Here is a 17368-nt window from a genome sequence, read left to right as displayed (position 1 = left end):
TTTCAACATTAGAAGGGATGAGAAACCAAATGCGTAAACCGATTATTGCAGGAAACTGGAAAATGAATAAAACACTATCTGAAGCGACTGCCTTTTTAGAAGAAGTGAGCAATTTGATTCCGAAGCAAGATGTAATCGATACGGTTGTATGTGCTCCAGCTTTATTTTTGGATCAGCTCGTTCAAGCAGCAAAAGGAACCGATGTGAAAATCGGGGCACAGAACATGCACTTTGAAGAAAGCGGTGCTTTCACAGGAGAAATCAGCCCAATCGCCTTGGCTGATCTTGGAGTATCCTACGTCATACTTGGTCATTCTGAGCGCAGGGAAATGTTCAATGAAACGGATGAAGCCGTTAATAAAAAAGCTCATGCCGCTTTTGCCCACAAGTTGACCCCGATCGTTTGCTGCGGTGAAACACTTGAGCAAAGGGAAGCTGGCGAAACGAATGATTTCGTAGGCAGCCAGATTGAGAAAGGCTTAGCAGGATTATCTGACGATCAATTGAAACAAGCCGTTATTGCTTATGAGCCGATTTGGGCGATTGGAACAGGAAAATCGTCATCTGCTCAAGATGCTAATGAAGTTTGTGCGCATATCCGCTCAGTCGTTGCCGACAAATTTTCAAATGAAGCAGCTGCAGCCATCCGCATTCAGTACGGTGGCAGTGTAAAACCTGAGAATATTAAAGAGTACATGGCACAACCTGATATAGACGGTGCATTGGTTGGCGGTGCTAGCTTGAAATCCGATTCATTTTTACAATTGCTGGAGGCTGGTCACTATGAGTAAGTCGCCTGTGGCACTTATCATCTTAGACGGCTTTGGCTGCCGTAACGAAGAAAAGGGTAATGCTGTTTTTCATGCGAAAAAACCGAACTTTGACCGATATTGGGAACAGTATCCGCACTCCCATTTAACTGCAAGCGGGGAAGCGGTCGGCTTGCCTGCCGGTCAAATGGGGAACTCGGAAGTGGGCCATTTGAATATCGGGGCAGGAAGGATCGTTTATCAAAGCCTGACCCGTGTGAACCTGGCAATACGTGAAGGTGAGTTTGCACAAAACCCAACTTTGGTCGATGCCATGAGCCATACCAAGAAAAAAGGCACGGACCTTCATCTTTTCGGTCTTCTTTCAGATGGCGGCGTGCATAGTCATATCGATCATATGTATGCCCTTTTGAAATTGGCCGCTAAAGAAGGAGTTAAAAATGTATATGTACATGCATTTTTAGATGGCCGTGATGTTGGACCGAAAACGGCACAGGGTTATATTAAGGAAGCGGAAGCGAAAATGAAGGAAATCGGTGTTGGTCAGTTTGCGACCATTTCCGGAAGATATTATTCGATGGACCGTGATAAGCGCTGGGAACGTGTGGAGAAATCCTACCGTTCGATGGTGTATGGTGATGGCCCTGCATACTCTTCTGCGATGGAATGTGTCGAGGATTCGTATGAACATGGAATTTTCGACGAGTTCGTGATACCTTCAGTCATAACGGCGGAAGACGGTAAACCGGTGGCAACGATTAAAGATGATGATGCCGTAATCTTTTATAACTTCCGTCCAGACCGGGCGATCCAGATTTCCAATACGTTCACGAATGAGGATTTCCGCTCATTTGACCGCGGTCCTGGACATCCGAAGCATCTCCATTTTGTCTGCTTGACACATTTTTCAGAAACAGTTGACGGATATGTTGCATTTAATCCGACAAATCTTGATAATACATTAGGGGAAGTACTTTCCCAAAACCAGCTTACCCAGCTTCGTATCGCCGAAACTGAAAAATATCCGCATGTGACGTTTTTCATGAGCGGCGGACGTGAAGAGAAGTTTCCTGGTGAAGAGAGAATTTTAATTAATTCTCCGAAAGTCGCTACATATGATTTACAACCGGAAATGAGTGCTTATGAAGTGACGGATGCATTGGTGGAACAAATTGAGGCTGACCGTTTTGATACCATTCTCTTGAATTTTGCCAACCCGGATATGGTCGGTCATTCAGGGATGCTTGAGCCTACCATTAAAGCGATTGAAACAGTGGATGAATGCCTAGGCAGGATTGTCGATTTAATCGTCTCAAAAGGCGGTACAGCGATCATCACCGCCGACCATGGGAATGCTGATGAAGTGGTAACGCTAGAAGGCAACCCGATGACAGCCCATACTACGAATCCCGTTCCTGTCATTATCACTAAAAATCAGGTAACATTAAGAACAGGTGGTATCTTAGGCGATTTAGCTCCAACGATACTTGATTTGCTTGGAGTCGAAAAACCTGTTGAAATGACAGGGGAATCCCTATTATCTAAATAAAATTGTGAATAGGAAAAGGAGAGATTTATAATGCCGTACATCGAACATGTATATGCACGCGAAGTGCTAGATTCACGTGGTAACCCAACAATAGAAGTAGAAATCCAAACAGAGTCCGGATACTTCGGACGTGCAATCGTACCATCAGGTGCTTCAACAGGAGAACACGAAGCGGTTGAGCTTCGTGACGGGGATAAATCTCGCTACCTGGGTAAAGGGGTACAAAAAGCAGTCGATAATGTAAATGATATCATTGCTGAAGCTGTCATCGGTTTGGATGTAACGAACCAAGCAGGCCTTGACCTTACTATGATTGAATTGGATGGCACTGAAAACAAAGGGAACTTGGGAGCCAATGCAATCCTTGGCGTATCAATGGCTGCTGCCCATGCCGCTGCGGAATTTTCTGGATTACCATTGTATCGTTACCTTGGTGGGTTCAATGCGAAACAACTTCCGACTCCAATGATGAACATCATTAACGGCGGATCACATGCCGATAACAATGTTGACTTCCAGGAATTCATGATCCTTCCTGTAGGAGCTCCTAGCTTCAAAGAAGCAGTTCGTATGGGTGCAGAAGTATTCCATGCCTTGAAATCTGTCCTTTCAGCCAAAGGCTTGAATACGGCAGTCGGCGATGAAGGCGGCTTTGCGCCAAACCTTGGTTCAAACCGTGAAGCGCTTCAAGTCATCATCGAGGCAATTGAAAAAGCTGGCTACAAAGCAGGCGAAGATATCTACCTTGGCATGGACGTGGCTTCATCTGAATTCTATAACAAAGAAACAGGCAAATATGATCTTGCAGGCGAAGGCCGCAATGGTGTTACATCCGAAGAAATGGTTGCTTTCTATGAAGAGCTAGTGAATGAATTCCCTATTATCTCCATCGAAGACGGCCTGGATGAAAATGACTGGGATGGCCACAAGCTTCTAACGGAACGCATCGGTTCTAAAGTTCAGCTTGTTGGTGACGATCTTTTCGTAACGAACACGAAAAAATTGGCTGAAGGCATCGAAAAAGGCATCGGTAACTCCATCCTGATCAAAGTGAACCAAATTGGTACACTGACCGAAACGTTTGATGCAATCGAAATGGCTAAACGCGCAGGCTACACTGCAGTCGTTTCCCACCGTTCAGGTGAAACGGAAGATGCAACGATCGCTGATATCGCCGTTGCAACAAACGCAGGACAAATCAAAACCGGTTCCATGTCCCGTACGGACCGTATCGCTAAATACAACCAACTTCTTCGCATTGAAGACCAGCTTGGTGACTTGGCTGTATATGGCGGCTTGAAATCTTTCTATAACTTGAAGAAGTAATCTTTGCTAGAAGATGGATTACAGAAATTTTCCCTCCTATTCAATGTGGCCATCCACATTGAATAGGAGGTTTTTTATGCTCATAAACCATTGACTGCTTCCAGCTTGAAGGGATTTAATCAAACGTTTGATTAATAAAAAAAGGTGCCGCATCAGGGCACCTTTTTTCATTTATCCGATACAGCTTCCACTGGTACGGCATTATAGTATTCTTCTAATGTAATCTTCGCTTCAAAGATTTCAGTTGCGGCATCGACACCAACATAGCGGATATGCCATGGTTCGTATTTATAACCCGTGATGTTTTCCTTGCCTTCAGGGTAACGGATGATAAATCCGTATTCATGTGCATGTTCAGCAAGCCAGGCCGCTTCATTCGTATCACCGAAGCAGTCTTGGGCAGCGCATGCCCCATCGTGGGTCGTGACATCGATCGCCAGGCCCGTTTCATGCTCGCTTGTCCCAGGCATTGCACTGTAGGTTTTCGCCTTTTCTTCCCCGTCCTTAGCCACATAGTTATTGAAGACCGTGATTTGTGTTTGGTGTGAGCGGTAAGCGGAAACGCCGGCAAAGTGCATATTGTCTTTTTCGGCAGCTTGGAACATTAATTCAAGAGCCTTTCCCGCTTCTTCGCGCATCATTCTTTTTTCGATTTTATCTTCAAAGATGAAATCCACATTTGGGTAGATAAGGTCAGCAGGTTTGTAATCTTCAGGCAGGCTGTATTGTTTATTGACAAGTACAGGTATGCTTTCCGGATGGGCCAACGTCTGAAGGCCAGCCTGTGCGGGTATAGCCGCTTCATCAATCTCCACCTGGCGCTGGGCCGATTCTTTTGAATCATTATTCTTGTCGGTCTCAGTCTCCTTCTCAGTCTCCTGGGAGCTCGGTTGTTCTTCTTTTTGCTCTTTTTCATGCTCACTGGTCAGGTCGGATGAACAGCCAGCCATCAGAATGAAAGATGATAGAGCGGTTGCTGCAAATATAGGTTTTAACATATGAAAGGCCCCTTGCTTTTAATATAAGATTTCCAATAAAAGTAGTTTTGAAAATTATCGTGATAAGTAATCCCTTGTTAATTCACTTTGATATTTATCAAGAAATAAGCCAATCCAGACGACCATCAGTAAAAATGGATAATCGTTACGGATTGCGGTTTCCACGACGGGATCAGACCAAAAGCTCGAAAGGAAACCGGATGACATCCTGATTGTCTCGAATGTGACAAGGGCATGAAGCGATAACCAAAGAATCGTAAGGGTATTGGTCCCGAACCCAATGACCGCCGCTATGACGCTCAGCAAGGCGGCTGCTGCCCCGATCAGGAGGACATGGAAGCTTGATTGGAAAAAGTCGATACCGCTATTGGAAAGTCCATTATAAATAATAGCAGTAAAATAAACGGTTGTCGTGATATATGCAGCAAATAATAAGTATCGATTTCCGTGATACTTTGCCAGCAGCAATAGAAGCGGTGATAGGATGATTAATAGGACGCTGATGAAATTGCTTCCGCCTGCCCATAAAGAATAGCCGGCAACCGCCGAGAATAGGATGGTCAGGAGATCAAGAATCCGTAGTATGGACTTAAACATGTTGACACCTCTTTCTCTATTTATGCAAATTATCTCAAACTTTGATTCAAAAAGAAATTAAATGACTATGGGTTTTTAGGAATTCTTACCATCATAGTATAACAAAGATTGTGGATATTTATTGGGTGTGGTAAAGTTAAAGTAATTGTTTATTGGTTCTTCAGGAGGTGTAATTGCATGCATGCATTTCTCATAACGCTTTTAGTGATTGTCAGTATCGCCCTCATTGTGACGGTATTGCTTCAATCAGGTAAGAGTGCAGGTTTATCAGGTGCGATTGCCGGCGGTGCTGAGCAGTTATTCGGAAAGCAAAAGGCACGCGGTTTGGACCTGGTTTTACATCGTGCGACAATAGTATTGGCGATTCTATTCTTTGCTTTAACTTTACTTGTTGCATACTTTGATGTGTAATGGATCAAAAATGAGTCTAGCTAAATAGCTAGGCTTTTTTCTTTGCACAATAGTTGCATGAATAGATATAGTGATTTTAGTACTTAATTATAGGATAGGGATTTTTTAAAATTCTATTTACTGATAAAGGAGTTTAAGGTCATGAAAATCAAGCTGCAGCAGCCCTTTACTTTTGAAGGCGGAAAAAGGGCTGTCTTACTTTTACATGGGTTCACGGGGAATTCAGCGGATGTACGGATGCTGGGCCGTTACTTGGAGAAACAGGGATACACCTGCCATGCCCCGCACTATGAAGGGCATGGCGTTCCCCCAGAGGAGCTGGTGAAAACAGGTCCGGAAGATTGGTGGAAAGATGTCATGATGGGCTATGATTTCCTGAAAAGCAAAGGTCATGAAGAAATTGCTGTTGCCGGACTCTCATTAGGAGGCGTATTTTCTCTTAAATTAGGTTACACTGTACCTATAAAGGGTATCGTAACAATGTGTGCGCCTATGTATATCAAAAGTGAAGAAATGATGTTTAAAGGAGTATTGGAGTACGCCAGAGAATTTAAGAAGTATGAAGGAAAAACTCAAGAGCAAATAGAGCTTGAAATGGACCTCCTTGCCGATAAACCGATGAATACATTGAAAGCCCTTCAGGAATTGATAACGGATGTACGGGAGCACGTCGATCTTATTTATGCTCCGACATTTGTCGTGCAGGGCCGGCATGATGATGTTATCAATCCAAAAAGTGCCGATATTATTATTGATTCCGTAGAATCACCGGTCAAAAAAATCAAGTGGTATGAAGAATCCGGTCATGTCATAACCCTTGATAAAGAAAAAGACGAGCTGCATGAAGATGTATTGGAATTTTTAGAAAGCCTGGATTGGTCCGAATAACAAAAATATACCCTGAATAGGAGGGTTTTCATGGAAGATAACATTCAAGAACATATTAATAAGCTTCTGACATACATGACGGATGAAGCGTATAAGCCGCTAACGGTACAAGAACTGGAAGAGGCTTTGAAAATCGAAGACTCGGCAGATTTCAAGAATTTCGTTAAGGCTTTAGTAAAAATGGAAGAAAAGGGATTGGTGGTCAGGACGAGGAGCAATCGTTACGGCCTGCCGCAAAAAATGAATTTGTTCCGCGGCAAATTAACGGGGCACGCAAAGGGGTTTGCCTTTGTCACACCTGAAGACAACCCGGGAATGGATGATATTTTCATTCCGCCAAATGAAACGGGCACAGCGATGCATGGAGATGTCGTCATGGTACGGGTATCTTCGGAAACATCGGGCTCAAGGCAAGAAGGCACGGTCATCAGAATACTTGAACGCGGAATTACACAAGTGGTCGGTACATACTCCGAAAGTAAAAGTTTTGGTTTCGTCATCCCTGATGATAAAAAGATCGCAAACGATATCTTCATTCCACAGCATGCTTCACATGGAGCGGTAGAGGGACATAAGGTTGTCGTCAAGCTTACTTCTTATCCTGAGGGACGCATAAGTGCCGAAGGTGAAGTCATTGAGATTCTTGGCCATAAAAATGATCCTGGTGTGGATATTCTTTCCGTGATCCATAAGTATGGTTTGCCGATGGAGTTCCCGGATGACGTCATGGAGCAGGCCAATGCCGTTTCCGATACCATTCAAGAAAGTGAAATTGGCAACCGCAGGGACTTGCGTAATGATGTTTTGGTTACGATTGATGGAGCGGATGCAAAGGATCTGGATGATGCCGTCACTGTTTCCAAGCTTGAGAATGGCAATTACAAGCTGGGCGTTCATATTGCTGATGTCAGTCATTACGTGAAGGAAGGTTCTCCAATCGATAAGGAAGCCCTGGAAAGAGGGACGAGCGTGTATTTGGTGGACAGGGTCATCCCGATGATCCCGCATCGTTTATCGAATGGCATTTGTTCCTTGAACCCACAAGTCGATCGTTTTACACTCTCATGTGAAATGGAAATCACGCCGGATGGCAAAGTCGTCAACCATGATATTTTTGAAAGTGTCATTAAGACGACGGAACGTATGACATATGGCAATGTGAACAAAATCCTTGTCGATAAAGATGAAGAACAGCTTGAACGCTATGAAGCGTTGGTGCCGATGTTCCAGGACATGGAGAAGCTAGCGGCCATCCTTCGCAAGAACCGGATGAACCGCGGTGCGATCGACTTTGATTTCAATGAAGCAAGAGTCATCGTTGATGAAGAGGGCCATCCGACTGATGTGGTTTTACGTGAAAGGTCGGTTGCGGAAAAGCTGATTGAAGAGTTCATGCTTGCAGCTAATGAAACCGTTGCTGAGCATTTCCACCGTCTTGACCTACCGTTCATTTACCGTATTCATGAAGATCCCAAGCCGGAAAAACTGCAGCGATTCTTCGAATTCATTACGAACTTCGGATACATTGTAAGGGGATCGGCCAATGACGTCCATCCTAAGGCGTTACAGGAAATCATTGAGGCGGTTGCCGGTAAGCCGGAAGAAACAGTCATATCCACCGTCATGCTTCGTTCCATGCAACAGGCGAAATATGATCCGGAGAGCTTAGGACACTTTGGTTTATCTGCTGAGTTTTATACACATTTCACATCGCCGATTCGCCGTTACCCGGATTTGATCGTGCACAGGTTGATCAGGACCTACTTGGTGGAAGGTAAAATGGATGAAGCTACCAAGGAGAAATGGAATGCCAATTTACCTGAGATTGCCGATCATACATCGAAACGTGAACGTCGCTCAGTCGATGCCGAGCGGGAAACGGATGATCTGAAAAAAGCGGAATACATGCTGGATAAAATCGGCGAGGAATATACCGGGATCATTGGTTCAGTCACCAATTTCGGGATGTTCGTCGAGCTGCCGAACACGATTGAAGGACTTGTCCATGTCAGCTTCATGACGGATGATTATTATCGCTTCGATGAGCGTCAGCTAGCAATGATCGGGGAACGTACCGGTAATGTGTTCAGGATTGGCGATGAAATCGACGTACGGGTTTCCAACGTCAATAAAGAGGAACGCGCCATCGACTTTGAAATTATCGGCATGAAGGTAAGCCGTCCGCGTCCATCCGGCGAGAAGAAAATATTCAAAGCCAATTCAGGTGAACGCAAACGCGGCCGAGGCGGCAATGGGGGACGTAAGGAAGGAAAAGGCGGCGACCGTAATGGAGATTCGACTTCTTCTGGAAGAAAATCGAAAAAGAAGAAAAAATTCTTTGAAAATGCGCCAGCTGCCAAGCGCAAGAGAAAACCAAAAAAGAGATAAAGATTCAGGCGGGGGGATGATCATTACATCCTCTCGCTGCGATTGGATGTAAAAAAGGGGAGAGTTAGATGCCAAAAGGCTCAGGTAAACAACTAGCACAAAATAAAAAAGCGTATCATGATTTCTTTATTGAACAAACGTTTGAAGCAGGAATCGTTTTAAAAGGGACCGAAATCAAAGCAATCCGTGCGGCCCGAGTGAATTTGAAGGATGCCTTTGCTAAAATAGAAAATGGTGAAGTTTATCTTCATAATATGCATGTCAGCCCTTATGAACAGGGAAACCAGTTTAACCATGATCCGTTACGGACACGGAAGCTTCTTTTGCATAAGAAAGAAATCAGTAAACTGATCGGGGAAACAAAGGTAACAGGTTACACCATCGTCCCGTTGAAAATGTATTTAAAGAATGGCTTTGCCAAAGTTTTAATCGGACTTGGAAAAGGGAAGAAACAATATGACAAGCGTGATGACCTGAAGAAGAAGGAAGCGAAGCGTGATATTGAACGTGCTTTCCGTGATCGTCAGAAGATGTAAAACTGCCAAGACCTTACAATTGATTTTTTGAACCAATCTGTTATAATTAATCCTGTACCGATGACAATTGAATATCAGCCAACTTGCTGACTATTCTTCTCTCGTACGCTCCATTTCTATCATGGGGACGTTACGGATTCGACAGGGATAGTTCGAGCTTAAGTTGCGAGTCGAGGGGATCGGCCTCGTTAAAACGTCAACGCCTATAACTGGCAAACAAAACAACAACCTAGCTTTCGCTGCTTAATAACAGTCGATAGCTGTTCCTCCCTCCATGGCCCACGTGGTAGGGTAAGGGACTCACTCTAAGTGGGATACGCCGGAATCCACCGTCTGAGGATGAAGGAAGAGACCAATCAGACTAGCTGCTCTGCCGCCTGTCGATAGGCTAATGAGTTCGCGAAATGCGAATATATCGACTACACTCGTAGAAGCTTAAGTGCCGTTATGTCTGGACGTGGGTTCGACTCCCACCGTCTCCACCAATACATATATTGGTGGTTTTTTATTTGGTTTTTTTGTCGAAAAATCGATAAATCGAATAATTCGCAGATATATCAGGATTTTTCGTTGATATATCTCCAAATTCGAAGATATATTCCCGATTTCGCAGATAAACTGTACAGTTTCCATCATTTGCTGTAGAATCCTTTTGAAAAAAATAGGATTGGAGCGATGAAATTGATTGTAAAAAAACGAAAAGTTCCTCTTGCCGTCCGCAAATTACGTGCATTAGCGTGCAGGCTTCCTCCGAATCACCCTAAAGTTCCCTTACTCATGAACGATCTCAAAAAAAGGGAAGCGGGCTATAAAGGGGAATGTTCCATTGATTTTCCATTAAGCTTTCTTGAACCGAAAAGCCATTTCATCTTCCACGATTTATGGCTGCAGGATCAATCCCGATTCTTTCAGCTGGATACCTTATTAATCTCCAAGAAATATGCGCTTATCATTGAAGTGAAGAACATGGCAGGGTCGATCTATTTTGATCCGTATTTCAATCAGCTCATTCGAACGATAGAAGGAAAAGAAACGGCCTTTCCAGATCCCATCATACAAGTCAGCCGCCAGGAATCACAATTGACCAATTGGTTCTTGAAAAACGGTTTTCCCTCACTGCCCATCCTTTCATTGATTGTCATCAGTAATCCCCAAACCATCATCCGTACAGCTCTTGAAAACCATGAACTCCACTATAAGGTTATCCATCGCGATGCACTTCCCGCTAAAATTAATCAAATGGAGCATTCCATAACAGAATCCAGTTTTAGTGAGAAAGATTTGAAGAAAGCAATTCGCGTAATGAATAAACACCACATCGATGCGGACTTTTCCATTCTGGAACGATACAATCTTACCGAAAAGGACCTAATTAAAGGAGTGATTTGTGAGAATTGTAAGGGCAATAAATTATTTAGAAGGCATGGCACATGGCTTTGCAATCAATGCCAACTCTCCAGTAAAAAAGCACATATCCCGGCTTTACGAGATTATTTTTATCTATTAGGCTCGACCATAACGAATCGGCAGTTGAGGAACTTTTTAAACATTTCCTCTTCATCCAGTGCAACGAGGATCTTGCAATCATTGAATCTGACAAGCAGTGGTGCGAATAAGGGGAGGGTGTACAGCCTGTATTTTGATGAGTGACTTTAACTCATTTCTTTATATTCACATCAACATTTTGAAAATTTTTACTGAGCCTAGATGTAATTGTTTTGCTCTAATTTTTTCTTCTTGATTCATTACACATCCACTCCAATGCTAATCTTATCCAACGCTGCACTTTCAGCATTTTTTGCAGGAACTAAGAGCCCTATGATAGAAAAAGACTCAAAAGAAGCTTCTCTTGAGTCTTTGTTCCGTTTCTATTCTTTTAATTCCTTGCCCATTCCCTTGAGGAAGTGGACGCCAAAGCCGATCGCTCTGTTTATGTCTGGGTCATTCAATGTTTTCATTAATTCCAGAACACCGATCTTCTTATCGGCCTGAAGGAATTTGTTTCCTTCATCGATTCCTGCAAGTGCACTGTTCAGCAGTTTCGTGGATTGTGCGGCATCGGCGTTCATCAAGGCTCCTGTTGCACCCATAAGGGTATTGATCAGGTTTGTTACAGGTTGCCTTGTGATTTGTTGAAGTGCGATTTTCGCAATTTGTTCTTTTCCTTGAAGCATGGAGGTCGCGGCTTCGAATACTCCCGAGTCATTCAGTTCATTGACGATTTTAAACATATTGTTCAAGGCATCTTCATTATCGGTGATCAGCGTTTTCAGTTCCTCCAGTTTTTGTAGCTTTATCTCTTCCTCAGTAATGGGATTATGGATTTCCGTTATAGGAGCTGCCATGATCTTCACCCTCCTTGTTTAATTATCCGTTAAGTGAACATACCCTGGACGGGCCCACTTACGTTCAACCTCGACACCATTTTGAGGATGACGTTTTTTGTTCCGTGGATTGGTACCCGGTAATGGAACGTCTCCGCTTGCGCTTAATACTTCCATGCGGACCATCGTCTGTTTGTAAGCAGGCGTGCTTGTGCGTCGATCATAGATGGGACCGGTCAGGAAGTTGATGGCAGAGTCTTTATCGACGGAGTTCATCGGTAAAAATAGCTCATTATTTTTAACACGGTCTGTGATCAATGCTTTTAACTTAACGGCCCCGAATGGAGACACCAAGCGAACGAGTCCGCCATCACTGACTTTACGTTCTTTGGCAAGTTCTGGTGAAACCTCGACGAAAATATCAGGTACTTTCGATTGGATTCCATTGGACTTGTTCGTCATATTGCCTTCATGGAAATGCTCCAGCATGCGTCCATTATTGATATGAAGGTCATATTCTTCCGGGAATTTATGAGGTTCCACCCAGTCAGCCAGTGCAAAGCGCGCTTTTTTATCAGGGAAGTTGAAGCCATCTACATAAAGAAGGGGCGTGCTTGATCCATCATGGCTCCCCCAGAGGAAGCTATTCCATCCTTCCAGCACTTCGTAATTCGCTTGGCTGAATATCGGTGACAGGCTTGCCATTTCGTCATAGATTTCACTAGGGTGAGAGTAATTCCAATTCGCACCTAAGCGATTGGCGATCTCTTGGGTGATTTCCCAGTCCGCCTTAGAATCTCCCATAGTGGGAAGGGCTTTATATAATCGCTGTACACGGCGCTCCGTATTGGTGAACGTTCCGTCTTTTTCAAGAGATGGAGCTCCGGGCAATACCACGTCGGCATATTGGGCTGTCCTTGAAAGGAAAATATCCTGGACAACAAAGAAGTCCAATCCGGATAACACTTTATCAACATGGTTGGCATCCGCGTCAACAAGTGCCATATCTTCACCTACAAGATACATCGCCTTCATGTCGCCTTTTTCTATCGCTTTAAGCATTTCAATATTGTTCAAGCCTGGTTGGCCAGCGATTTTCACTCCATAAGCTTTTTCAAATTTAGCACGTGCCACGTCATCGGTAACATGCTGATATCCCGGAAGCCATGTTGGAAGGGTACCCATATCGCAAGCGCCCTGTACATTGTTATGGCCGCGAAGCGGATAGGCTCCCGCTCCTGGACGACGGTAGTTACCCGTAGCCAATAGCAGGTTGGAAATTGCCGCCGAAGTATCGGAGGCACCGGTGTTTTGTGTTACGCCCATACCCCAAAGAATGCATGTACCGTCTGCATCGCGAATGGCCTCAGCTATTTGGATCAATGTTTCTTTAGAAATACCTGTATGTGTTTCTGCATATTCCAGGGTATATTTCTCAAGTACTTCTTTATAATCGTCGAAGAAGTTAACATTTTCTTTGATGAATTCTTGATCATGCCAGCCTTGATCGATCATATATTTTGTAACCGCCATCAACCAGACTTGATCCGTTCCTTGTTTTGGGCTGATATGGATGTCGGAACGTTCGGCCATTTCATTTTTGCGGATGTCAGCTACAATCAGTTTTTGTCCGTGAAGCTTGTGTGCCCGTTTAACGCGTGTCGCCAGTACGGGATGTCCTTCTGCCGGGTTGGCCCCAACGATGATGACAAGTCCTGCTGCGGCGATATCCTTGATCGTACCAGCATCTCCGCCCATGCCGACTGTACGGAACAGTCCGTCTGTTGCCGGGGATTGACAGTAACGCGAGCAGTTGTCGACGTTATTCGTTTCAAACATTTGCCGTGCCAGTTTTTGAATGACATAGTTTTCTTCATTCGTGATCTTGGATGAGGAAATGAAGCCAACTGAATTTCCGCCGTATTGCTGTTTGATCGAACCCAGTCTGGACGCAACCAAATCAAGTGCTTCATCCCAGCTTGATTCAACGAATCTTCCGTTTTTCCGAATCAGGGGCTTTGTCAAACGTTCTTCCGAATTTACGAAGTCCCAACCGAATTTCCCTTTGACACATGTGGATATCGCATTGACGGGTGCTTCATGAGTAGGTTGGACTTTAAGGATTTTACGGCCTTTTGTCCAGACTTCGAATGTGCATCCTACCCCACAGAACGTACAGACCGTTTTTGTCTTCTTCGTCCGTGTCTCTCGCATTGCCGCTTCAATCTCCGAAATGGCAAAAATCCCGCTGTATCCAGGTTCCACTTCTTTGACAAGGTCGATCATCGGTTCCAGCATATCGTTTTTCAAGCCTGACATGAAACCAGCTTCGCCAAGCATCGATTTTTCCATTAATGCATTACATGGACAAATCGTTACACACTGTCCGCAGCCTACACAAGATGAGTTATTGATTTCCGTTCCTTCATCCCATATTACCCGAGGGCGTTCTGCTTCCCAGTCGATGGACAGCGTCTCGTTGACCTGAAGGTTTTGGCACACTTCAACACATTGCCCGCATGCGATGCATTGATTGGCATCATAGCGGTAAAATGGATGGGACATATCGACGGCACCCAATTCCACTTTCGGTGTATAAGGATATTTTTGGTGTTCAATTTCCATTAATTCTGCTGTGTTATGTAGTTTGCAATTTCCGTTATTATTATCACATACAGTACAGTATAAAGAATGGTTTTCCAGTATCCGGTCCATGGCCTCGGTTTGGGCTTCTTTTGCCTTGCTAGAGTCCAAGGCTATATCCATGCCGCTCACTGCTTTTGTCGAACATGACCGGACGAGTTTCCCATTAACTTCGACGATGCATGTGTCGCATGTTTGGATCGGATCCACCTCAGGAACATAACAAATCTGTGGATGGGCCATCTCATTTTGGTTGATGACCTCCAGTATTGTCGCACCTTCATTAGCGGTATAAGCCTTCCCGTTGATTGTGATGGTGATGTTTGAATCGATCATTATATTTCCCCCTTTTATAGCCAAAAGACGCAAAAAAACCACCATGATTACACCTCCGTCTCTAAAACGGAAATGTAGGTCATGGTGGAATAGTTTAATAGCAAAGCTTGCCAATATACCAATCCATACCATAATGGATAATTTTTAAAAAAGATAGGACACAACAGTACACTATCATGCTCCCAACTTTCCTCTTGGATATTATACCTTTAATTATAACAAGAAACAATCCTGGAAAGAGGTTATCATTCCCAAATTCCTTTCGTTTTTCTTCGCGTTGATTTATGATAAGAAAATTGAGAACTTAATTTTCTTGAATTGGAGTGACGTAACGGTGTCAAAAGTTATCCATGAATTCAATGATATGATTCGTAAGCTGCGCAAGGAACTATTCGGTAAAGGACCAGAACGCATACACACGGTTTTCGTGGAAAATATGGCCGTTTCTACGTTATATGGGAATTTGACTCCTACGGAAATGTTCATATCAAGATCGGAGGAAGGAAGGGACATGGTCCATTCAGCACGTACCAAAATGGTTCAGGATGTGTATTCGGAGAGTCCTCCTGATGGAATGGAAGAACTGGTTGGAGCTAAACTGGTCCATTTGTTTTCAGATATCAAAATTAAAGAGAACATAGCGATTTCCGTATTCGTATTTGATAAGCATATAGCGGACAAACTCAACGGGCATTGACCATGTTCCTTACATATTGGTCAATTGGCTCCTGGATAGTAAAAGGAGTGGGATCATGAAAGCGATTGAAAGCAAGAGGGACATCATCCGGATAACCAAAGGCAACATCGATCGGACGGAAGATACGATCGTAACGGAGTATCCCGTTACTGTCAAAATAAATGGCCAGGAATTCGTCACGATGGTTTGTACACCTGAATACATCGAGGATATGGTGATTGGTTATTTGGCTTCGGAAGGCATCATCAAAAAATATGATGAGATAAAAGAAATCTGGTTCCAGGAAAAAGAGGGCTTTGTTCATGTGAAGACAGATAAAGTGAATCCCTACTTCCAGGACTTTCAAAATAAGCGGTATATTACATCATGCTGCGGAATGAGCAGACAAGGGTTCGTCTTTGTGAATGATGCATTGACTGCCAAGAAAATGGATAATGTTTCGGTGAGGCTGACTCCCGATGACTGCTTCCGCTTGATGAAGGATTTACAAAATTCCGCTGTCACCTTCCAGAACACAGGCGGAGTCCACAATGCTGCTTTATGCGATGTCGATGGCCTTGTATTAAGCAGGATGGACATCGGACGGCATAATGCCTTGGACAAGATATACGGCCATTGCTTGAAGAATGGTATTTCGATAGAAGGGAAAGCCATCGTGTTCAGCGGCCGGATTTCATCGGAAATTCTCTTGAAAGTGGCGAAAATCGGCTGTGAACTGATACTCTCGAAATCCGCTCCAACCGAATTGGCTTTGGAGTTGGCTGAAGGATTGGGAATCACCACGGTCGGGTTCATTCGTAATGATTCACTGAATATCTATACATGCCCTGAAAGAATTCAATTGAATGACCGAGCGTGAAAGATGCCGCTCCTAAGGCGGGCTGGAGAATGCGCTTTGGGAAAGTCCTTGCCGTCATTGCCTGGATATATCAACAGGCCTTTTATGGTACAGTTTGGATAAGACATTCAAGGAAAAAGCGGTATCGGGGGAAGGGTTATGAATGAGAGGGATTGGCATATTTTAAAGGTGTTGCATGAGCACAAGAATATTACTAAAACGGCGCAAAGTTTATATATCTCGCAACCTTCTTTAACGAAACGAATTCAACAAATAGAGAAGGAGTTCAATCTAAAGATTGTGGAGCGGGGAACAAGGGGAGTGCAGTTCACCCCTCAAGGAGAATATTTGGCCAACTGTGCAGATGAGATGCTGATCAGGCTCCGGCAGATAAAAGAGACAGCGTTCAATATGGGTCAGGAAATCAGTGGAACATTACGGCTGGGTGTTTCCAATTATATCACGCTGCATAAATTGCCTGGCCTGTTGAGATTATTTCGTGAGCGGTATCCTAAAGTGGATTTCCATGTAACCACTGGTTGGAGTAAAGAAGTACTGAACCTCATTTACAAGGAAGAAGTGCATGTAGGGATCGTTCGGGGGGACTATCAATGGGCAGGATCAAGGCATCATCTTTTTGAGGAAACGATTTGTATTGCTTCCAAGGAAGAAATCGAAGTCCGGGACCTGCCTTTCTTGCCGAGGATCGATTATGGGACAGATGCCCTTTTAAAAACAATGATCGATAATTGGTGGAGAGACAATTTTTCCGGACCGCCTTTGGTGGGAATGGAAGTGGACAAAGGTGATACATGCAAGGAAATGGTCAGGAATGGCCTGGGATATGGCATCCTCCCCAGTGTTTTATTGGAGAATGACCAAAACCTCCGTCAAATGGACCTTAAGGACAAGCAAGGTAATCCCCTTATCAGGAATACATGGATGTTATATCATGAAAAGTCGTTGGAATTAAAACTGGTCAAAGCGTTTGTCGAATTTGTCAAAGGCGTCGATTTCATGAGGGATATTTAACTGGAAGCGCAGAAACCTCTGTGCTTTTTTATCAT

15 protein-coding genes and 1 other RNA gene are annotated in these 17368 nt (G+C 44.0%); 12 read left to right on the top strand and 4 right to left on the bottom strand.

Annotation, left to right across the window (positions count from 1 at the left end; all coding sequences use genetic code 11):
- Positions 1-29 precede the first annotated feature (29 nt).
- From tpiA to eno, 3 genes are read left to right on the top strand one after another with little or no spacing between them, the layout of a single operon-like run.
- Positions 30-791 carry a triose-phosphate isomerase gene (gene tpiA, locus AC0VX1_RS25125; RefSeq protein ID WP_106027029.1) on the top strand — a complete coding sequence of 254 codons (762 nt, stop codon included), beginning with the start codon at positions 30-32 and terminating at the stop codon, positions 789-791.
- Entirely contained in the window at positions 784-2319 is a 1536-nt protein-coding gene (gene gpmI / locus AC0VX1_RS25120; RefSeq protein WP_475469493.1) for a 2,3-bisphosphoglycerate-independent phosphoglycerate mutase, read from the top strand. Before tpiA ends, gpmI begins: the two co-directional genes overlap by 8 nt.
- Positions 2320-2349: 30 nt before the next feature.
- Complete coding sequence (eno, locus tag AC0VX1_RS25115; protein ID WP_034309992.1) at positions 2350-3645, top strand: phosphopyruvate hydratase; 1296 nt, start codon at positions 2350-2352, stop codon at positions 3643-3645.
- 167 nt (positions 3646-3812) lie between these two features.
- On the opposite strand, the gene AC0VX1_RS25110 is transcribed toward eno, so the two are convergent.
- Both AC0VX1_RS25110 and AC0VX1_RS25105 read right to left on the bottom strand, forming a co-directional pair.
- Positions 3813-4643 carry a M15 family metallopeptidase gene (locus tag AC0VX1_RS25110; RefSeq protein WP_413021724.1) on the bottom strand — a complete coding sequence of 277 codons (831 nt, stop codon included), beginning with the start codon at positions 4641-4643 and terminating at the stop codon, positions 3813-3815.
- 54 nt (positions 4644-4697) lie between these two features.
- Positions 4698-5240 (bottom strand): hypothetical protein, encoded by a 543-nt coding sequence (locus tag AC0VX1_RS25105; RefSeq protein ID WP_057278104.1) that lies wholly within the window; start codon positions 5238-5240, stop codon positions 4698-4700.
- 177 nt (positions 5241-5417) lie between these two features.
- Here AC0VX1_RS25105 and secG point away from each other — a divergent pair, with 177 nt between their 5' ends.
- The 6 genes from secG to AC0VX1_RS25075 all read left to right on the top strand — a co-directional run bounded on the left by secG (position 5418) and on the right by AC0VX1_RS25075 (position 11113).
- The gene (secG, locus tag AC0VX1_RS25100; RefSeq protein WP_034309999.1) at positions 5418-5651 is read left to right on the top strand and encodes a preprotein translocase subunit SecG; all 234 of its coding nucleotides are present in this window, start codon (positions 5418-5420) and stop codon (positions 5649-5651) included.
- 141 nt (positions 5652-5792) lie between these two features.
- The gene (locus AC0VX1_RS25095; RefSeq protein ID WP_098185506.1) at positions 5793-6539 is read left to right on the top strand and encodes an alpha/beta hydrolase; all 747 of its coding nucleotides are present in this window, start codon (positions 5793-5795) and stop codon (positions 6537-6539) included.
- Between the two features lie 30 nt (positions 6540-6569).
- Positions 6570-8927, top strand: a complete 2358-nt coding sequence (gene rnr, locus AC0VX1_RS25090; RefSeq protein ID WP_057278103.1) for a ribonuclease R — start codon at positions 6570-6572, stop codon at positions 8925-8927.
- Positions 8928-8995: 68 nt separating this feature from the next.
- Complete coding sequence (smpB, locus tag AC0VX1_RS25085) at positions 8996-9463, top strand: SsrA-binding protein SmpB (RefSeq protein WP_034310006.1); 468 nt, start codon at positions 8996-8998, stop codon at positions 9461-9463.
- Positions 9464-9586: 123 nt separating this feature from the next.
- Positions 9587-9948: a transfer-messenger RNA gene (gene ssrA, locus AC0VX1_RS25080) on the top strand.
- A 190-nt stretch (positions 9949-10138) separates the two neighbouring features.
- Entirely contained in the window at positions 10139-11113 is a 975-nt protein-coding gene (locus AC0VX1_RS25075) for a nuclease-related domain-containing protein (RefSeq protein ID WP_475469492.1), read from the top strand.
- Positions 11114-11331: 218 nt separating this feature from the next.
- Here AC0VX1_RS25075 and AC0VX1_RS25070 read toward each other — a convergent pair whose 3' ends face one another.
- On the bottom strand, positions 11332-11808 hold the full coding sequence (locus AC0VX1_RS25070; protein WP_034310010.1) for a helical membrane plugin domain-containing protein: 477 nt from the start codon (positions 11806-11808) through the stop codon (positions 11332-11334).
- Between the two features lie 18 nt (positions 11809-11826).
- Entirely contained in the window at positions 11827-14766 is a 2940-nt protein-coding gene (gene fdhF / locus AC0VX1_RS25065) for a formate dehydrogenase subunit alpha (protein WP_475469491.1), read from the bottom strand.
- 334 nt (positions 14767-15100) lie between these two features.
- Between fdhF and AC0VX1_RS25060 the strand changes: the two genes are divergently transcribed.
- The 3 genes from AC0VX1_RS25060 to AC0VX1_RS25050 all read left to right on the top strand — a co-directional run bounded on the left by AC0VX1_RS25060 (position 15101) and on the right by AC0VX1_RS25050 (position 17333).
- Complete coding sequence (locus tag AC0VX1_RS25060) at positions 15101-15463, top strand: Na-translocating system protein MpsC family protein (RefSeq protein WP_096339376.1); 363 nt, start codon at positions 15101-15103, stop codon at positions 15461-15463.
- Between the two features lie 55 nt (positions 15464-15518).
- Positions 15519-16322, top strand: a complete 804-nt coding sequence (gene fdhD / locus AC0VX1_RS25055) for a formate dehydrogenase accessory sulfurtransferase FdhD (protein WP_377418919.1) — start codon at positions 15519-15521, stop codon at positions 16320-16322.
- A gap of 138 nt (positions 16323-16460) precedes the next feature.
- Positions 16461-17333, top strand: a complete 873-nt coding sequence (locus AC0VX1_RS25050) for a LysR family transcriptional regulator (protein WP_413021734.1) — start codon at positions 16461-16463, stop codon at positions 17331-17333.
- Positions 17334-17368: the final 35 nt, after the last annotated feature.

Source organism: Peribacillus sp. QJM3NY_7 (genome assembly GCF_056173225.1).
The sequence above is the reverse complement of the archived record's forward strand: the minus strand, read 5'-3'. Positions and strand labels throughout refer to the sequence as shown.